We start from the raw sequence: 19,231 nt of genomic DNA on the forward strand, positions 1-19,231 counted from the left end.
CACAAGGAATCTATGAGTACCGATGACAAGAAGATCATCTATTCGATGATCAAGGTAAGCAAATACTACGACACCAAGCCGGTATTGAAGAATATTTCCCTGTCGTACTTCTACGGCGCCAAGATCGGGGTGCTCGGCCTCAACGGCTCGGGCAAGAGTACGCTGCTGCGGATCCTGGCCGGCATCGACAAGGAATTCAACGGCGAGACCATCCTCTCCCCCGGCCTGACGATCGACTATCTTGACCAGGAACCGCGGCTCGACCCCGACAGGACGGTGCGCCAGATCGTCGAGGAGGGGGTCCAGGGGACGGTCGACCTGATCGCCGAATTCAACCGGATCAACGAGCGATTCGCCGAACCGATGACGGATGATGAGATGCAGGACCTGATCGATCGCCAGGCGGCGGTGCAGGAACAACTCGACCACCTGTCGGCCTGGGACCTCGACAGCCGCCTGGAAATGGCGATGGATGCGCTGCGCTGCCCGCCGTCGGAAAGCAAATGCGGCATCCTCTCCGGGGGGGAGCAGCGCCGGGTCGCCCTCTGCCGGATCCTCCTGAAACAGCCGGATATCCTGCTGCTCGACGAGCCGACCAACCACCTTGACGCCGAATCGGTCGCCTGGCTCGAGCACCACCTGCAGGGCTATGCCGGAACGGTCATCGCCGTTACCCACGACCGCTATTTCCTCGACAACGTCGCCGGCTGGATCCTGGAGCTCGACCGCGGCGTCGGCATCCCGTGGAAGGGTAACTATTCCTCCTGGCTGGAGCAGAAGGAAAAGCGTCTGGCCATGGAGGAGAAAAAGGAGAGCGACAGGCGCAAGACCCTGCAGCGCGAGCTGGAATGGATCAGGATGTCGCCCAAGGGGCGGCGCAGCAAATCGAAGGCCCGCATCAGCTCCTATGAGCAGCTGATGTCGCAGGAGGCCGAGAAACTGGCCCGCGACCTCGAGATCTTCATCCCCCCCGGCCCCCGTCTCGGCAAGGTGGTCATCGAGGCCGACCAGGTGCGCAAGTGCTACGGCGATCGGATCCTGGTCGACGACATGAGCTTCTCTCTGCCCCCCGGCGGCATCATCGGCGTTATCGGCCCCAACGGCGCCGGCAAGACGACGCTGTTCAGGATGATCACCGGCCAGGAGCAACCGGACAGCGGCACGATCCGCGTCGGCGAGACGGTCAAGCTGTGCTATGTCGACCAGACCCGCGACGCCCTCGATCCGGAGCAGACGATCTGGCAAGCCATTTCCGACAACCAGGAGACGATCTGGCTCGGGACCAGGGAGGTGAACAGCCGGGCCTATGTCGGCAAGTTCAATTTTTCCGGCCAGGAGCAGCAGAAAAAGGTCGGTCTGCTCTCCGGCGGGCAGCGCAACCGGGTCCACCTGGCCAAGATGCTCAAGGAAGGGGGCAATGTCCTGCTGCTGGACGAGCCGACCAACGATCTCGATGTCAACACCCTGCGGGCACTGGAAGAGGCGCTGGAAAACTTCGGCGGCTGTGCCGTCGTCATCAGCCACGATCGCTGGTTCCTCGACCGGATCGCCACCCATATCCTCGCCTTCGAGGGCGATTCCCGGGTGGTGTGGTTCGAGGGGAACTATTCCGATTACGAAAAAGACCGCAAGGCCAGACTGGGGACCGATGCCGACCAGCCGCACCGCATCCGCTACCGCCAGATGACCCGGGCCTGAGGGGGCCTCAGCCGGCGGCCGGATCGATGGCGGCGGCACCGGAACGGACCAGGTGCAACACCCCGCCGCGCTCGCCGATGATGGTTGAGCAGCAGTCGGTCGGGGTCCTGCCGCCATCGACGATCAGGTCGACCGTGGCGCCGAACGCGGCCCGGACCTCGGCGGCGCTGCAGGCCGGCTGCTGGTCGGACAGGTTGGCGCTGGTCGCGGTGATCGCCCGGCCGAAGGCCTTGCCCAACGCCCGGGCGACCGGATGTGGCGAGATCCTGACCCCGATGGTCCCGGTCCCGCCGGTCAACAGAAACGGGAGATCGGCACGGGCCGGGAAGATGAGGGTGAGGGGACCCGGCCAGTGTCGGGCGATGAGCGGCGCATAGACCTCGGGGACGGCGGTGACGAGCGACTCGAGCAGCGCCAGGTCATGGATCAGCAGCAGCACCGGTTTGTCGACCGGCCGGTGCTTGATCTGAAACAACCGCTCCAGTGCCCGGTCGTTGAAGGGATCGACGGCCAGCCCGTAGCAGGTCTCGGTGGGAAAGGCAACGACGCCTCCCCCAGCGAGCACGGTGACGGCCCTGTCGATAGCCGCCGCATCGATCCCGCCGTTACCCTCAGCCGATAAAGCGGCTGGCCTTTTCTTCAATCTCTTGCACCATTTCCTGCCGAAACTCGACCAGTCTGGCGACCAGGCCGGGATCATTCAGGGCCAGGATCCGCACCGCCAGGACCCCGGCATTTTTTGAGCCGGCCTTGCCGATGGCCATGGTCGCGACCGGGATGCCCGGGGGCATCTGAACGGTCGCCAGCAGCGCATCCATCCCCTGCAACGGCGACGCGTCGAGCGGCACGCCGATGACCGGGAGATCGGTATGGGCGGCGATTACACCGGCCAGGTGTGCCGCCATTCCGGCGCCGGCGATGATGATCCGCAGTCCTCGCTCCCGGGCGGTTTTCGCCCACTGGGCCGCCCGCTCCGGTGTCCGGTGGGCGGAAGCGACGGTCATCTCGTAGGCTACTCCCATCCTGTCGAGAAAGTCGGCGGCGGCCTTCATGACCGGCAGATCGGAGTCGCTGCCCATGACGATGCCGACGACCGCTTTGTTGCCCGCCCCGGCCAGCCGCTTGAGGGCCTTGCCGCCGATGTCCCGGCGAAAATAGCAGCCGGGAAAGTGAATTCTTTCCACCCCGAGGTAGGCCCTGTCGATCGCCTCGGCCAGGTTGGCGCCGATCGCGGTCACTCCCAGGACCCGGCCGCCGCTCGTGACGACCTTGCCGCCGACCCGTCTGGTTCCGGCATGGAAGACCTCGACCCCCTCCAGCTGCGCCGCCTTCTTCAGACCCTTGATCGCCTTGCCGGTGGCGTAGGCGCCGGGATAACCGGCCGACGCCATCACCACGCAGACGGTCGGGCGCGGGTCGACCCGGATCTCGACCTGCTCGAGGGTGCCGTCGATACAGGCCTCGAAGATGTCGACGATGTCGGACTCGATCCGCATCAGCAGCGGCTGGGCCTCGGGGTCGCCGAAACGGCAGTTGAATTCGAGGACATTGATCTTCCCGCCGTCGATCATCAGTCCGGCATAGAGAATTCCCTTGTACGGCCGGCCTTCCGCCGCCATTCCCTCGACCGTCGGCTTCAGTATCCTGTCGATGACATACTCGGTCATGGCGGGGGTGACGACCGGGGCGGGAGAATAGGCCCCCATACCCCCGGTGTTCGGCCCCTTGTCGCCATCGAAGATCGCCTTGTGATCCTGAGAGGTCGGAAGCGCCCTGATCGTTTTGCCATCGGTGAAGGCGAGAAACGAGGCCTCTTCCCCGACCAGACAGTCCTCGATGATGATGGTATCGCCGGCAGCGCCAAAGGCATTGCCCTTCATGATGAGGTCGACCGCATCCCGGGCCTCCTCGATCGTTGCGGCGACGATGACCCCCTTGCCCGCCGCCAGACCATCGGCCTTGACGACGATCGGCGGACTGCAGGTTTCAAGGTATTTTCTGGCCTCCTTGATTTTTCTGAAGGCCTTGAACGGTGCCGTCGGAATGGCGTATTTCGTCAGGAATTCCTTGGTGAATACCTTGCTTCCCTCGAGAATGGCGGCTCTTTTCGAGGGACCGAAGATCCGCAGCCTGCTGGCTTCGAAGGCGTCGACAAGCCCCTCGACCAGAGAGGATTCCGGTCCGACGACTGTCAGATCAATCTTCTCTGCCAAGGCGAAGGCCAATAGACCATCGATATCGGTCGCCGAGATATCGACGCATTCGGCGATTCCCTGCATGCCTGCGTTTCCCGGTGCGCAATAGATCCTTTCGACTTTAGCACTCTGGCCGATCTTCCAGACCATCGCATGCTCCCGGCCTCCCGAACCGACAACGAGTATTTTCATTATTCTTCTCCGATAAATAAACGATTTGAAGTAAGTCTCTTTTTCTTCAGGGGAAAAGGATACGATTTTTGATCACGTTATCCTGTTGACAATGTCAAAAAAGAACATACACTATCAGTGAATGAATGGCCATTCATCGTAAACTGCGTTCTTTCCCACTTAAATGATTCAGCTTTCCGACCAATAAGATGAAAGATTTGAACAAACGCTCCAAGATAATTGCGGCGGCGACCAAGGTTTTCGCCAAAAAAGGATTTTTCACCGCAAGAATATCCGATATAGCCAAGGAAGCCAAGGTCGCTGATGGCACCATCTATCTTTACTTCAACAATAAATACGACATCCTGATCTCGGTCTTCGAGGAAGAGATCGGGAAAATCATCGACCAGATACGAAAGATACTGGCGACGGAAACGGATCCGAAGAAGATGCTGGAGATGTATGTCACCAGACACCTCCAGACGATGAAAAAAAACAGGAACCTGGCCGAGGTGATTCAGATAGAACTTCGCCAGACCAACAAGCTGATAAAGGAATACCGCAACACCAAGTTCATCGAATACACCGACATGATGGCCGATATTGTCCGCCTCGGCCAGAGTCAGGGGTTATTCCGTGCCGATATCGAACCGGATATTGCCAAACGTTTCTTTTTCGGGGCCCTCGATGAAGTGTCACGCATCTGGAACACCTCTGCCGAAGGCCGATATTCAGTGGAAGAGATTGCCGGTCAGCTACTGAAGATCATTCTCTCCGGCATTTCGGCGCCAAACGGCGGGTTGGCCGACCCTGACGGCTATCCTGCGCACATGCCGGCATAAAACACGGGGGCTTGCTGCGGTCGGCGGCCCATGTCAGCCGGGCCGGGTCAAGAGTGGCTATCGTGTTGAGCTCAAATGCGGCACCTGATGACGAACAGTCACCGACTGAGCATCAGGAAAATGTTGAAGGTTGAATATCGATGATCTCGAACTCTCGCGTCCCTCCCGGGGTCTTGGCCAGCACCTCCTCACCGACCGCCTTGCCGAGCATGCTCCGACCGAGAGGAGAAAGAACGGAGATCGAACCTTTTTTGACATCGGCTTCTTCCGGACCAAGCAGTTGATAGGACACCTGATCGTCATTATCCAGATCGAGCAGTTTGACCACGGTGCCAAATACCGCTGACTTTGTCGAGACTTTCAGGCAATCGATAACCTCGGCGCGCGCCAGTTTATCCTTGAGCTCGAGAATACGCCCCTCGATATGCCCCTGTCGCTCTTTGGCGGCGTGGTATTCGGCATTCTCCTTGAGGTCACCATGCTCCCGGGCCGTCTCGATCGCCTTCACCACTTCGACCCTCTCTACCCGCTCCAGGCGCGCAAGCTCTTCTCTCAACTTCTGGTTCCCGGTCTTCGACATGGGAATACGTACGACCATCTTGTCCTCCATAAAAAAATTCCTGTCAGGATATCTCGAATCAGAATCCTGACAGGAAATGGTGTTTGAAATTACCAGCGATACATCAGTGAAAGCAGAGCACCCTGCTGTTCGTACTCATCTGAGGTCGCAAACGACAGATTCCCTTTTAATAGGAAATGGGGGCTCATTTCAAGCAAAATCTCGAATCCGATCTTATGGGTGAAGTTTTGTCCCGATTCGAAGCCCATCGAATAGTCGAGTGAATAGTAGCTTGGGGTGCCCCGGGTGAGACTGTAGGCCTTGAGCAGGTGCTGGAAGCTGATGGTGCCGAGATGCTCCCAATACTCGTCGGGGCTCCAGTACAGCGGGGTATCCACAGCCTCTTCGTCCGTCGCTGCAGGAAAAAAGATAGTGCTGGCCTCACTGTTGTCAATGAGCCGGTAATCGTATTGAAGCTTGAAAGTAGTCGCCTCGGCGTAGATCGCATAGCCCGACCACAGATGAAACTGGTTCTGCGAGTTGTCGTCACTGTAACGGCGGCGGCGGTAGTCGGCACCCAGGGCGATACCCTTCGGTGTCTCGACGATCAGTCCGGCTTCGTAATCCTGGAGATATATCCCCTGTCGCAGGGCGGCAAGCGTATCGTAGACCGCGTTCTGATCGAAGAGGACGTAGCCCTTGACATATTCGTCCAACCGGCTGTTCAACCGGGCTCCGGCGATGGCGGTCGTTTCGAAGTCATCGAGACTTTCTGCACCGGCCCGCAGCTGCAGATCGAAATCGGCCGGGAGATCCCGGGAATACGACCCTTCCCCCCTGTGGCCGCGGATCGTGTCGACATCCTTGCTGTCGGTATAGCTGTTTCGCCGGTATTCCAGAGAAATCTCCTTGTTGAAATCCGGCATCATCCACAGTGTTCCCCCCTGGCTGGTTCGCAGGGTGTCGATATAGCCGTTCCGCCCTTCTTTTTCCACGATCTCGGTATCCGCGGACAGCCGCGGTTTCCGCAGCACCTCGTTGCGCTTGATCGCCTCCTTGAGTTCCGGATAATCCGGACCATAACGTCGGATGGTCTGGTACAGTTCCGCCTCCTTGCCGTACTCGCCAAGGCGTCCGTAGATCTGGGCCAGATCGTACAGCCCCTCTACCGATACATCCTGCGCGACGAGCTGCTTGTACTGTCGTTCCGCGGCCAGGAGATCCTGTTTCCGTTCGGCCTTTCGCGCCAGGTATTCGTTCTGAATCAGCCGCTGCCAACGATATTTTTCATACATCCGGGAGGTTATACTATCAACCGGTTGGCCGAGGTGATGGCCGACATACTCCGGGGCCATGTAATGGGCCAGCGGATCGCTTGTCTGCGGCGCATCGAGGGACAGCATCTGCCAGATCCCCTTCTTCAACGGGGGGTGGAATATTTTGATTTTTTCGGCAGCCATTGCCGACCGGAAATCATGCTCTACCGGATCATCGAGAAGATGCTCATAGACCTCGATCGCCGCATCCCATTGCCGATCCGTCCACAGGGCCCTCGCGAGCAGCAGCCTCCGCCAATAATCGGGGATCGGCTTCAACCCGGACGTACCATCCTCCCCCCTGTGCTGCTGTGCCACTTCCACGGCGGACTCCTCGACCACCTTATCGAGGTTGCCGAGCCTGAGTTCGAGTTCGAGGATCCGATTTCTGATAATCTCCTGTTCCCCGACCTTTCCGATCAGAGCCCGATAACACTGCAGGGATTCGGCGGAATTACCGTTCATCAGCAGCAATTCGGCCTTGAGGGCCTGGGCCCTCACCGAATCGGGAACGAGCTGCAGGATGAGATCGAGATGATGCAATCCCGCCTCGAACTCGCCGTATTCTTTTTCGACGACCACTGCATTGAAAAGTCGCACCGGAGACAACTGACCGGCCCCTTTCAGCATCTGGTCGATTTCCTTGAAGGCCTTTGCTGATTTGCCTTTGCGTTTGTTGATCTGGAACCACAGGACCGCCATTTCGATGGATTCTTCCTGATGCTCCCGCAGCTGCCCGAGAATTTTGAGGCATTTGTCGTATTCTTTCTGGTGATACAGCGCCCGGCATTCCTCAATCTCCATCTCCAGTTGAAAACTGGCGACTTCCTGATTGTCAGGCTTTCCTGGCAATCTATGCCGCATTTCTTGTAGATCGGCGACAACCCGTTCAAACCGGCCCTCCGCCATCAAAATAGCGATATGCAAACGATACAGGTTACGTCCATTCCGGTCCTTGCAGGCCCGCCAGTCATTATTTTTCAGCCGCTTCTCGAGGACGACGAACCACGCCCTGGCCGATTTCGTATCTTTGACCTTCAAGGCCAGGTAGCCAAGCTGCAGGATGATCTTATCCGAGGCCTCGTTTCTGACCAGCAATTCCCGCAAGACCTGTTCCGCCAGGAAGTCCTGACGGGAGGCCAGCAATGCCTCGGCCTTGTGCCGCAGGATTTTCCTTTCCAGCTCGGCCTTCTCTCCATGCGCCCGCAGTAACCGGCCATAGAGGTCCCAGGCCTCATCAAAGAGAAGATTTTCCTTCAATCCATCGAGGTAGTGCAGCGACAGCTCAAGATCCTTGCCGAGTTCACCCTCACCGCCACCCTGCCGGTACAGTTTTTCAAGGTCGTCGACCAGGCCGATCCGACCCGCCAGCAGGATCGCCCTGGATCGTACAGCCGTATCCCGGGGGGTCTTTTCGAGTATTGCCGAATAGTGCCGCAATGCTTCGAGATCCTTACCAAGCCTTTCTTCCGTTCTGGCCCTGAGAATGAGGTACTGGTTGCCGGTGGTCACTTTTCCTGTCATTTTCTGCTGAAAATCCAGTGACTCCTGGTAATCTCCCAACCTGAAATAGATCCGGGCGATCTTGAACATATTGTCCTGATCGTCAGGATGATTCTGGTGGATCACCAGAAGAATCTTCAGGAGATCTTTCCATCTGCCCTTCTGTTCGAGTTTCTCCGCTATCTTCAGGTAAATCGCCTCACGATTGGGGGTTATCTTGACGAGATCATCCCACAGCATCCGAACGCCATCATTCTCGACTATGGAGATGAAATCTTCGGCGAGCAGCGTTCTGATCTTCTGGATCTCAAATCCTGTGGCGATATCCTCGGGATGTTTTTCCACATATTGTTCCAGGTACTGGAGCGCCTTGTCGGGCCTGCCCTCGTCGTGGAGCAGGATCCTGCCCGCAACCAGCAGGAGGTCGTCGTCTTCCACACCTTTTTCGATCATGTACAGGATATGGGGCAGGGCTGACCTGGACTTCCCGATCAGCATGTAATAATCTGCGATTTTCTTATGAAAAGGGATATATCCGGGGTGCTTCTCGAGATATTTTTCCCATATCGCCAGGGCATCCTTTTCGGCCCCCGACTTTTCAAACGCCGATGATGCCCGCATCAGCGTCGATTCATCGGTACTGAACTGACCGACCAGGGCCGCATAATACTCCTTGGCCTTCGCCAGATCCCCCAGGTCCTGGGCGGTTCCGGCTAGTTTCTGCAGCAATTCCTTGTCATTTGGTGTTCTCTGGTACAGCCGCTCCATCAATGGGAAGGCTGCATCCTTTTTCCCAAACCCCTCGAGCCCGTCGATCAGTCCCTTGAGAGCGGTGATCGAGAGGGGACCGGTTGGGTCGGCGTCATATACCCGGCTATAGTACTCGACCGCTCTCTTGTACTCCTTGTTCTCGACGGAGATTTTCCCGGCCAGGAGGAGGTAATCATCACGGCTGTCATCGGTCTCCAGCAGATTTTCGATGAGTTCCGAGGCCGAAATCCAGTCATTCAACTCGACCAGAACGTTGCAGTATTCCCATCGGATCTCCTCGACCAGGGGCTTTAGCTTGAGGAGTTCGGCGTAGGTTTTGGCGGCGAGGATGTAATCCCGGCGGTGGACGAATTCCCGCGCGTCATCCCACAGGATCTTCCATGCGGGGAGCGAAGGGGTATCGAGGATGATGATATTGTCGCGCGGTTGAGCAGTCGCGGCGGAGATAAATTCTGTCGGGAAAGTAACCGTAACGCAGAGCACCGCGCTCCAGAAAAGAGCGGGTGCCGCCTGCCGGTACCATCTATTCAGGAACGTCATCGAGCTTCAACCGGCTGAGGTGGGAGACAATGCCGCCGCACGGGAGAAGGCGGCGGCGTTGCGTTCATGCTACCTGTTCATATAGAATTGCGCAATGGTTGAGACGACGTATTCCTGCATCTCCACCGTCAGTTCCGGGTATATGGGCAGGGCGAGGGTTTCGTCGGCAGCCTTTTCGGCGACGGGCAGGGAGATGCCCTCATACCCAGCGCCAAGGCACTTCTGCCGGTGCAGGGCGACTGGGTAATAGATCTCGCAGCCGATGTCGTTGGCAAGCAGCCAGTCCCGCAGGCCGTCGCGGTGCTCCGCGCGAATGACATACTGGTTGTAGATGTGGTAGTTGTCGGCGCCGCTGTCGCCGTCGCCGGACCTGTAGACCGCGGTCGGGGTGACGACCGATCCCCGCTCGACCAGCCCCGTCGCCTGGAACAGCCGGTCGTATACGCCTGCGTTTTCGCTCCGTTGTTTATGCCAGCCGTCGAGGTAGGGCAATTTAACCCGCAGGGCCGCTGCCTGGATCGGATCGAGGCGGAAATTGCCCCCCACCATGGAGTGATAATATTTGGGGTAGGCCCCATGATTCCGCAGCAGATTGACCTTCTCGGCGAATTCCTTATCCCGGCTGACAACCATGCCGCCATCGCCTATCCCGCCGAGATTCTTGCTGGGAAAAAAGGAGAAACAGCCGCTCAATCCCATCGCCCCGGCCCGCAGGATCCGGGTCCCCTGCCCCGTCGCCAGCGGATATTCGGCCCCGATCGCCTGGGCGGCATCCTCGATCACCGGCAGGCCGTAGCGCTCGGCCAGGGCCAGAATACCCTTCATGTCGGCGCACTGGCCATAGAGATGAACGGGGATGATCGCCTTGATCCGCCGTTCCTTGTCGGCGTCGAGGATCTCCTCCATCCGCCGTGGATCGATGTTGTAGCTGACCGGATCGATATCGGCGAACACCGGTCGGGCGCCCAGCCGCAGCACCACCCCCATCGTCGCAAAGAACGAGTAGGGGGTCGTCAGCACCAGGTCGCCGTGGCCGATGCCAAGTGCCATCAGGGAGACCAGCAGGGCATCGGTGCCGGAGGACACCCCGACCCCATAGGCGACACCCGAGTATTCTGCCACCTCGTGTTCCAGCGCCTCGACCTCCGGTCCCTGGATATAGCGGGTTGAATCGAGGACCTTGAGGACTGCGGCCTGCAGCCCGTCCTTGAGATATGCCAGTTGCGCCTGCAGATCAAGCAAAGGTACTTTCATGATTTCCTGTAGATTGTAGATACGTGATGAATTAAGACGGGACGGCAGCGGCCTCGGCGGCCGCTCAGTCCCTGGAGTTGGAATTGACGGCGATTTTCTCGCCGTCGAAGAAGTCGACGATATCCGGCATCTCTTCCTCGAGATACTTGCGCATCTTCTTGAGCAGATTGACCTCGATCTGGCGGACCCGCTCCCGGGAGATGACGAACATGTCGGCGATATTCTGCAGCGTCATCGGTTCATCGGTCAGGAGCCTCTTCTCCAGAATCATCTTTTCCTTGTCGTTGAGCTTGTCCTTCAACTGTTCGAGCAGCTCGTGCAGCCGCAGCCGCATCTCCTTGCCGGCGACCATCGACTCGATCCCCGGACCGTTGCTCGGGATGAAGCTTTTCTGCTCATCCTCGGAATCGGAACGAACGGGACTTTCCAGCGAGACATCCCAGTTGTCCATGCGCTGGCTCATCTCGATCACTTCCCGTTCCTTGACGTTGAGTCGATCCGCAAGCAGTTTGGTTTCCGCTGTAAATCCTTGTGATTCTAAAAGCTTGCGTTCTTTATTGAGACTGAAGAAAAGCTTCCGCTGGGCCTGGGTGGTGCCGATCTTCACCAGCCGCCAGTTGTCCATGATGAATTTGAGGACATAGGCGCGGATCCAGTAGGCGGCGTAATAGGAGAACTTGACCCCCCGATACGGATCGAATTTCTTGGTGGCCTGGACGAGACCGACATTCCCCTCCTGGATCAGGTCCATGAAATTCTGCATCCAGTATTTCTGAAAGTCCATCGCCACCTTGACCACCAGGCGAAGATTCGATGATACCAGGCGGTAAGCGGCCTCCTGGTTGCCTGTTTCCCGGAAGCGGGATGCCAGTTCATCGGTTTCCTCTCTCGACAGGAGTTCATACTGGCTGATCTCCTGGAGATATCTGTGCAGGGCTGGGTTGCTGAGAACCGGCAGATTTTCATCTTCCGGTACGGCGACCAGGGGCTGTTCCTGTATTTCCTCTTCGAAATACTCGTCCCCGAGATCGGCATCCAGATCGATATCGTCTTTATTCATTCACCTCAGTCTCCCGGCTGAACCGTCGTTTCCTTTCGAAAGATTAGAGATTCTACAGCACTTCAATGAAAGTGCAATCGCAAAGTAGTTCGGCCACAGGGGCATTTGCCCGTCATTGCACGACTAATCTATAATATCACAGTCTTCTCCGGGTGGAAAATTGTATTTGATTTATCTTTGCTTTATGCTACATATCAGGGCTCTCCCGCATCTTGCCCACTCGAACCGTTTCCTCTCGCCCGAATCTCAACAACCAGTCCTGGAAATGAAACATATACGCAATTTCAGCATCATAGCCCATATTGATCATGGCAAATCGACCCTTGCCGACCGGATGATCCAGAAATGCAATCTGATCACCGATCGCGAATTCAAGGACCAGCTCCTCGACAATATGGATATCGAGCGGGAACGGGGCATCACCATCAAGAGCCAGGCGATAAGCCTGCCCTACCTGGCCAAGGATGGTCAACTCTACTCGCTCAACCTGGTCGACACCCCGGGTCACGTCGACTTCAGTTACGAGGTATCACGGGCCCTGACGTCCTGCGAAGGCGCCCTGCTGCTGATCGACGCCGCCCAGGGGGTTGAGGCCCAGACCCTGGCCAACCTCTATCTGGCGATGGAAAACGACCTCGAGATCATCCCGGTGATCAACAAGATCGATCTCCCCTCCGCCGAACCGGAGAAGGTGGCCCAGCAGATCGAAGAGGATCTGGGACTCGACGGGTCACTCATCCGCTACTGCTCGGCCAAGAGCGGCCAGGGGGTCGACGAGATCCTCGAGACCATCGTCAAGCACCTCCCCCCGCCCAAGGGCGACCCGGGCCAGGAGCTCCAGGCCCTGATCTTCGATGCCACCTACGACGCCTTCCGCGGCACCATCATCTCCGTCCGCATCATCAACGGGACGGTGCGGAGCGGCGACGTCATCAAGTTCATGGCCACCGGGGCCGAATACAAGGTCGAAGAGGTCGGCCTCTTCAGGTTCCGCCGGGAGGCCCAGAAACAGCTGTCGGCCGGGCAGGTCGGCTACATCCTGGCCGGCGTCAAGACCGTCCGGGACACGAGGCCCGGCGACACCATCACCCATCGCGACCGGCCGTGCGCCGAACCCCTGCCCGGCTTCAAGGAGGTGCAGCAGGTCGTCTTCTCGTCCCTCTACCCGATCACCACCGACGATTACGAGGACCTGGCCGCCGCCCTGGAAAAACTGCAGCTCAACGATGCCGCCCTCAGCTTCCAGAAGGACTCGTCGACGGCCCTCGGCTTCGGTTTCCGCTGCGGCTTTCTCGGACTGCTCCACCTCGAGGTGGTGCAGGAACGACTGGAACGGGAGTTCGATGTCTCGTTGATCCTCACGGTGCCGTCCGTCAAATATATCTTTTATCTCTCCGACGGTACCAAAAAAGAAGTCGACAATCCGGCCCATTTTCCCGACCCGGCCAAGATCCAGCGGGTCGAGGAGCCCTTCATCCGGGCGACCATCCTCATCCCCGAACGCTACATGGGGGCGGTGATGACCCTGTGCATGGAGCGACGGGGCGAAAACACCAGCTATCATTATCCGATGCCGGGCCGGATCGAGTTCACCTGCGAACTGCCGCTGGCCGAGGTGATCTACGATTTCTACGACCGGCTCAAATCGATCACCCAGGGCTACGGCTCCTTCGACTACGAGATGCTCGACTACCGTCTCAGCGACCTGGTCAAACTCGACATCCTCGTCAACGGCGAGATCGTCGACGCCCTGTCGCAACTGGTGCATCGCAACAACGCCCGGGCCCGGGGACTGCACGCCTGCGAGATGCTGAAAGAGGAAATCCCCCGCCAGATGTTCAAGATCGCGATCCAGGCGGCGATCGGCGGCACGGTCATCGCCCGCACCAATGTCTCGGCGCTGCGCAAGGACGTCACGGCCAAATGTTACGGCGGCGATATCAGCCGCAAGCGAAAGCTGCTGGAAAAGCAGAAGGAGGGGAAAAAACGGATGAAAACGGTCGGCAACGTCGATATCCCCCAGACCGCCTTCCTCGCCGTGCTGCGATCCGAACAGAAGTAACCGACCACCGGCTTCCATCGATGAAAACCAAGCCCACCGGGAACGAACCCAAAATTGTCAGGCTGACCGATATCCCCAACATCGGGCCGGCGATGGCCCGGGATCTCGACCTCCTCGGGATTGAGCGGCCGCATCACCGGCAAGCGCCAGGACCCCTGCGTCCTCGATGTGTTCATCGCCACCGTCCGGTTCATCGAAGGCGCACCGGCCCGGCCCTGGTGGCATTACACCGCCGAGCGCAAGGCGACGCTGCTGCAGCAAAGATCGACGGACCAATCCCGCTGAAATTCCCCGTTCTGTCGGTGGCTCTCCTCTCCCCTGTGCTTCACCGCCCCTCCCGCTTTCCCTGCCTCAAGGTTGCTCCCCATCCCTGTCCCGACCGCCGCTCCTGCCCTGCAGAACCAGACCGGCGACGATGAAGAGCAGGCCGATGAAGGTCGCCGGCAGGATCTGTTCGCCGACCAGAAAATGAATGAAGATCAGGGACAGGAACGGGCAGATGAAGATGAGGTTGGCGATCCGGGCGGTATCGGTCGACAGTTTCATCGCCTTGAGCCAGAAGACATAGGCGATGCCCATCTCGAATACCCCGATATAGGCGGCACCGAGCAGACCGGCCGGCTCGACCGGCCTCAGTCCGTGCACCAGCACGAGATAGCCGCCGGTCAGCGGCAGCGAACAGCAGAAATTGAGGAACAGCCCGATGACCGGTTCCCGGCGGTCCCGGGTCGAAAACACCCAGTACAGGGACCAGATGACGGTGGAAAACAGGGCCAGCCCAACCCCGGCCGGGCTGTCGAAATGCAGCGACAGGACCTCGCCGTGGGTCGAGATGATCAGGACCCCGATATAGCTGATGCCGATCGCCAGGAACTGCCGGCGATCGATCTTCTGCCTGAGCAACGGAATCGACAGCAGGGTCAGGGTGATCGCCCAGGTATGATTGATGGGCTGGGCCTGCTGGGCCGGCAGCAGCTCATAGGCCCTGAACAGGACAAGATAATAGAGGAAGGGATTGAGGGCCCCGAACCCGATCGAGGCCAGCCAGTCCTGCCGTTGCAGCCGCCGCAGCTCCCCCCCCTTGCCCTGCCACAGGATCACCGCCAGCAGGACGCCGCAGGACACGATGGAGGCATAAAACAGCAGCTCCGCCGGCTGCAGGTAGCGGAGCGACAGCTTGAAGGCGCTGGCGACCGTCGACCAGAGGCCGACGGTCAGGAGGGCGAAGACATGGGCCAGGCGCTGATTCTTCGGCTCCGTCACCGTGGTCCCTCCGCACGTCCGGGAACAATCAGCAGCAACAGGGCCGAGAGGATCAGCACCAGGCCGAGCGTCGATACCGCATTGATCCTCTCGCCGACGACCACGATGCCGAGGATCGCCGCCGTCAGGGGTTCGGCCAGCGACAGCGTCACCGCCGTCGAAGCGGCGACGGTCTTCAGGCCGCTGGCGAAGAACCAGTAGGACAGGGCGGTGGCGACGAGCCCGAGATGGAGCATCAGCAGCCAGCCGTTGACCAGCCCCAGCCAGGCGAGATCGGCGGTAAACAGCAGCGGCGACAGGAAAATGGCGCCGAGGCAGAAGATCACCGCCGTGACATCCTCGGGCGATCGGCCCGGCAGCAGCAGCTTGATCGCCAGGGCATAGGCGGCGTAAGAGAATCCGGCGGCGAGGGCCAGGACAACCCCGACGATGTCTATCCGGATGTCCCCGGACTGCAGCAGCAGCAGCAGGCAGCCGAACACGGCGACACCGGTCGAGAAATACCAGCGCCGCGCCGGTCGGCGTTTTCTGACGAGATACTCGAGAATGCCGGCGAACATCGGGGCCGAGCCGATGCCGACGATCGTCCCCACCGCCACCCCGGTCTTCAGCACCGCCGAAAAGAAGGTGACCTGATAGAGGGCGACGAAGGCCCCGGCGGCAATGGTCAGCAACGGCGGCCAGGAGAGGTTCCGCAACCCGCCGCGGAGCCAGGCGGAAAGGGCGAGGGCGGAACCGCCGATGGCGAGGCGGAGGGCGCCGATGGCCTGCGGCGAGCTACCCGCCGGGGCCAGGGCCTGCGCCGTTCCCGTCGTCCCCCAGAGCACCGCTGCGGCGAGGATGAGCCAGATTCCCGTGTTCCTGAGTCTTTGCGGACTGCCGACTGATTCAGACATGACGTTGCGTGGCGAATTTGCCGACGGACATCGGCGTCAGTTTTCCCCTCAATTCGATAAGGGCTGAATCAAGGTAGGTTTCTTGATCCTTTTCAACTCGATAGACTGTCATAAGGGCAACCGCCCCACGGGGGTGGCGTACACGACCGCCGGCGCAGCGCACTTCCTGAAAGTGAGGGAGAATACCCTCTCTGAACCAACTTTGCCAGTTGGAATACCATCCCGGCGCAGCCCGGATCGTTGCCGTGAAGTTTTTGCCGGAGCGGCGCCGAGTGTGCTATGATAGGCCAGTGACCAGCCTCGCCTGCAACCCGAAAGGATACCGATAAGCATGTCCGTTCATCCGCCCGAAACTCCTGCCTTCCATGGCCTGCCGAACGACGCCGTGCTGGCCGCCCTCGACACCTCCCTTTCCGGCCTCGACAGCCGGGAGGCCGCCCGGCGGCTGGCCGAGTACGGCCCCAATCAACTGGAGACCGCCCATACCGTCTCCGCCCTCGCCATTTTTGCCGAACAATTCAAGAATATCCTCATCCTCATCCTCTTGACCGCCACGGTCGTTTCCGCCTTCCTCGGCCATGCCATCGAGGCGACGGCGATCATCGTCATCACCCTCTTCGCCGTGCTCTTCGGCTTTTTTCAGGATTATCGCGCCGAACGGGCGATCGAGGCCCTGCGCCACATGGCTGCGCCGCAGGCCACCGTTCTCCGTGATAATGAAGAGATCGACATCGCCGCCCGTGATCTGGTGCCGGGAGATCTTCTCGTCCTCCATGCCGGCAACCGGATTGCCGGCGATGCCCGACTGATCGAGGCCATCCAGATCGAGGCCCAGGAAGCGGCCTTGACCGGCGAATCGGTCCCGGTCGAAAAACACTGTGCTCCCCTTGCCGACCCCGATCCGCCCCTGGCCGAGCGGCACAACATGGTCTACGCCGGGACCAGCATCAGCCGCGGCCGCGGGCGGGCGGTGGTCGTCGCCACCGGGATGCGCACCGAATTCGGCCGGATCGCCCGGATGCTCCAGACCGTCGATTCCAGCCGCACCCCGCTCCAGCTCAACCTCGACCGGCTGGGCAAGGTGCTGGCCAACGTCGCCCTGGTCATCGTCGCCGGCATCGTCGGCATCGGCCTGGTGCGCGGTCAACCCTTCGTCGAAATGCTGGTCTTCGGCATCGCCCTGGCCGTCGCTGTCGTTCCCGAGGCCCTGCCGGCGGTGGTCACCATCTCTCTGGCAATCGGGGTCCAGCGCCTGGTGAAGAAGAACTCGCTGATGCGCCGCCTCGCCGCCGTCGAGACATTGGGCAGCACCTCGGTGATCTGTTCCGACAAGACCGGGACACTGACCCGGGACCAGATGACCGCCCGGGTCCTCTTCGTCGACGGGCGGTGGATCGAAATCTCAGGCAGCGGCTATCAGCCGTCCGGCGAATTCATGGTCGGTGGCGAAACGCTCGATCTCCGCCATCCGGCCGAAAATTCAGGCTCCGCCCTGGTACTGCAGTTGCTCCGGGCCGGAGCCCTGGTCTCCGATGCCACGATCGAAAGGACCAACGGCGTCTGGGGGATCAAGGGCGATCCGACCGAGGGGGCGCTGGTGGTGGCGGCGGCCAAGGCCGGTCTGGTCAAGGAGGAACTCGAGACGCGGTGGCCGCGCCTGGCCGAGATCCCCTTTTCTTCCGAGGCCAAACGGATGACCAGCCTCCATCGCACCGCGGACGGCCTGGTCGCCTACTCCAAGGGGGCGCCGGAGGTGATGCTGTCGGCCTGCACCCGGCAACTGACGAGCCAAGGGGAGAAGTCGCTCGATGACGTCGCCCGGGCCGGGATCATCGACAAGGCAAGGGAAATGGCGGACTCCGCCCTGCGGGTGCTGGCGATTGCGATGCGTCCCCAGGCTGAGCTGGAGATCGTCGACCACGACATGACGTTTCTCGGGCTGGTCGGCATGATCGACCCGCCGCGGCCCGAGGCCCGGGCGGCGATAGCGACCTGCACGGCGGCCGGGATCCGGGTGATCATGATCACCGGCGATCATCCCCTCACCGCCCGGGCGGTGGGCCGGGAACTGGGGCTGGCGGACGCCGATTCGCCGCTGACCGGGGCGGAGCTGGCGCGGATGGACGACGACGACCTGACGGCGGCGATCGCCCGCACCTCGATCTTCGCCCGGGTCGAACCCGAGCACAAGCTGCGGATCGTCTCCGCCCTCCAGCGAGACGGTCACGTTGTCGCCATGACCGGCGACGGCGTCAACGACGCGCCGGCCCTGAAGAAGGCGGATATCGGGGTCGCCATGGGCATCAGCGGCACCGACGTCGCCAAGGATGCGGCGGCGATGACGCTGCTCGACGACAACTTCTCCTCGATCGTCGCCGCCGTCGAAGAGGGGCGCGGCATCTTCGAAAACATCAAGAAATACCTGGCCTTCGTCCTGTCGTGCAATATCGGCGAGATCGGCCTGATGGCGGCGGTCGCCCTCATCGGCCTGCCGATGCCCCTGACCTCCGTCCAGATTCTCTACGTCAACCTGGCGACCGACGGCCTCATCGCCCTGGCCCTGGCCGTCGACCCCTACGAGCCCGACCTGATGCGGCTGCAGCCGCGCAATCCGCGAACGGGGGTTCTGTCGTTCCCGGTCATAACACTGATGCTGGCCGGCGGCATCTGGTCGATGATCGTCAATCTCGCCGTCTTCATCTGGATGCTCAATTCAGCGCGGTCACTGACCGAGTCGATGACCGTGACCTTCGTCACCCTGGTGCTGATCCAGTTCATCAAGGCCTACAATTTCCGGTCGTACCGGCTGTCCGCCCTGAAGCGGCCCTTCGCCAATCACTGGCTCAACCTCGCCGTCCTGTGGGAGATGATCCTGCTCCTGGTCGTGGTCTATCTCCCCTTCCTGCAGCTGCCGTTCGGCACGGTCAACCTGACGGCGGCCGACTGGGTCGTCATCACCGGGGCGGCGCTGACGGTCGCGCCTCTCCTCGAGCTGGTGAAATGGCTGATCAGGCGGGGCAGACTCGGCGTTACCGCCTGATATTCGCCGGGCCACCCTCGAAACCTTTGTCCTTCTCCGGCCCGGTGACGGACCGGTGGGA

General features: G+C 60.2%; 13 protein-coding genes. 5 read left to right on the forward strand and 8 right to left on the reverse strand.

The genetic code is table 11. The features are described 5' to 3' along the window. Positions 1-12: 12 nt before the first annotated feature. Positions 13-1,698, forward strand: coding sequence for an energy-dependent translational throttle protein EttA (gene ettA, locus ACWGKN_RS06785; RefSeq protein WP_452094919.1), 1,686 nt, complete (start codon positions 13-15; stop codon positions 1,696-1,698). A 7-nt stretch (positions 1,699-1,705) separates the two neighbouring features. Here ettA and ACWGKN_RS06790 read toward each other — a convergent pair whose 3' ends face one another. Then, complete coding sequence (locus ACWGKN_RS06790) at positions 1,706-2,341, reverse strand: L-threonylcarbamoyladenylate synthase (protein ID WP_424253787.1); 636 nt, start codon at positions 2,339-2,341, stop codon at positions 1,706-1,708. Beyond that, entirely contained in the window at positions 2,310-4,085 is a 1,776-nt protein-coding gene (purD, locus tag ACWGKN_RS06795) for a phosphoribosylamine--glycine ligase (protein ID WP_035227570.1), read from the reverse strand. The genes ACWGKN_RS06790 and purD overlap by 32 nt, the downstream gene beginning before the upstream one ends. Before the next feature lie 188 nt (positions 4,086-4,273). Here purD and ACWGKN_RS06800 point away from each other — a divergent pair, with 188 nt between their 5' ends. Next, the gene (locus tag ACWGKN_RS06800) at positions 4,274-4,906 is read left to right on the forward strand and encodes a TetR/AcrR family transcriptional regulator C-terminal domain-containing protein (protein ID WP_052159745.1); all 633 of its coding nucleotides are present in this window, start codon (positions 4,274-4,276) and stop codon (positions 4,904-4,906) included. 112 nt (positions 4,907-5,018) lie between these two features. Here the strand turns inward: ACWGKN_RS06800 and greA are convergent, their stop codons facing one another. From greA to ACWGKN_RS06820, 4 genes are all read right to left on the reverse strand, one after another. Beyond that, positions 5,019-5,504, reverse strand: a complete 486-nt coding sequence (greA, locus tag ACWGKN_RS06805) for a transcription elongation factor GreA (protein WP_035227703.1) — start codon at positions 5,502-5,504, stop codon at positions 5,019-5,021. A gap of 71 nt (positions 5,505-5,575) precedes the next feature. Next, a complete protein-coding gene (locus tag ACWGKN_RS06810; protein WP_424253781.1) occupies positions 5,576-9,595 on the reverse strand; it encodes a tetratricopeptide repeat protein in 4,020 nt (1,339 codons plus the stop codon). A 69-nt stretch (positions 9,596-9,664) separates the two neighbouring features. Beyond that, positions 9,665-10,849: a DegT/DnrJ/EryC1/StrS family aminotransferase gene (locus ACWGKN_RS06815; RefSeq protein ID WP_452094920.1), complete on the reverse strand. Its 1,185-nt coding sequence runs from the start codon at positions 10,847-10,849 to the stop codon at positions 9,665-9,667. 64 nt (positions 10,850-10,913) lie between these two features. Continuing rightward, the gene (locus ACWGKN_RS06820) at positions 10,914-11,909 is read right to left on the reverse strand and encodes a sigma-70 family RNA polymerase sigma factor (RefSeq protein WP_035227565.1); all 996 of its coding nucleotides are present in this window, start codon (positions 11,907-11,909) and stop codon (positions 10,914-10,916) included. A gap of 265 nt (positions 11,910-12,174) precedes the next feature. Here ACWGKN_RS06820 and lepA point away from each other — a divergent pair, with 265 nt between their 5' ends. Both lepA and ACWGKN_RS06830 read left to right on the forward strand, forming a co-directional pair. Continuing rightward, complete coding sequence (lepA, locus tag ACWGKN_RS06825) at positions 12,175-13,971, forward strand: translation elongation factor 4 (protein ID WP_035227563.1); 1,797 nt, start codon at positions 12,175-12,177, stop codon at positions 13,969-13,971. A gap of 120 nt (positions 13,972-14,091) precedes the next feature. Continuing rightward, a complete protein-coding gene (locus ACWGKN_RS06830) occupies positions 14,092-14,256 on the forward strand; it encodes a helix-hairpin-helix domain-containing protein (RefSeq protein WP_424253776.1) in 165 nt (54 codons plus the stop codon). A gap of 66 nt (positions 14,257-14,322) precedes the next feature. On the opposite strand, the gene ACWGKN_RS06835 is transcribed toward ACWGKN_RS06830, so the two are convergent. Both ACWGKN_RS06835 and ACWGKN_RS06840 read right to left on the reverse strand, forming a co-directional pair. Then, entirely contained in the window at positions 14,323-15,234 is a 912-nt protein-coding gene (locus ACWGKN_RS06835) for a DMT family transporter (RefSeq protein ID WP_035227561.1), read from the reverse strand. Continuing rightward, positions 15,231-16,130, reverse strand: a complete 900-nt coding sequence (locus ACWGKN_RS06840; protein ID WP_052159744.1) for a DMT family transporter — start codon at positions 16,128-16,130, stop codon at positions 15,231-15,233. The genes ACWGKN_RS06835 and ACWGKN_RS06840 overlap by 4 nt, the downstream gene beginning before the upstream one ends. 331 nt (positions 16,131-16,461) lie before the next feature. Here ACWGKN_RS06840 and ACWGKN_RS06845 point away from each other — a divergent pair, with 331 nt between their 5' ends. Then, entirely contained in the window at positions 16,462-19,170 is a 2,709-nt protein-coding gene (locus ACWGKN_RS06845) for a cation-translocating P-type ATPase (RefSeq protein WP_035227558.1), read from the forward strand. The last annotated feature ends 61 nt before the right edge of the window (positions 19,171-19,231 follow it).

This window comes from Desulfoprunum sp. (assembly GCF_053613775.1).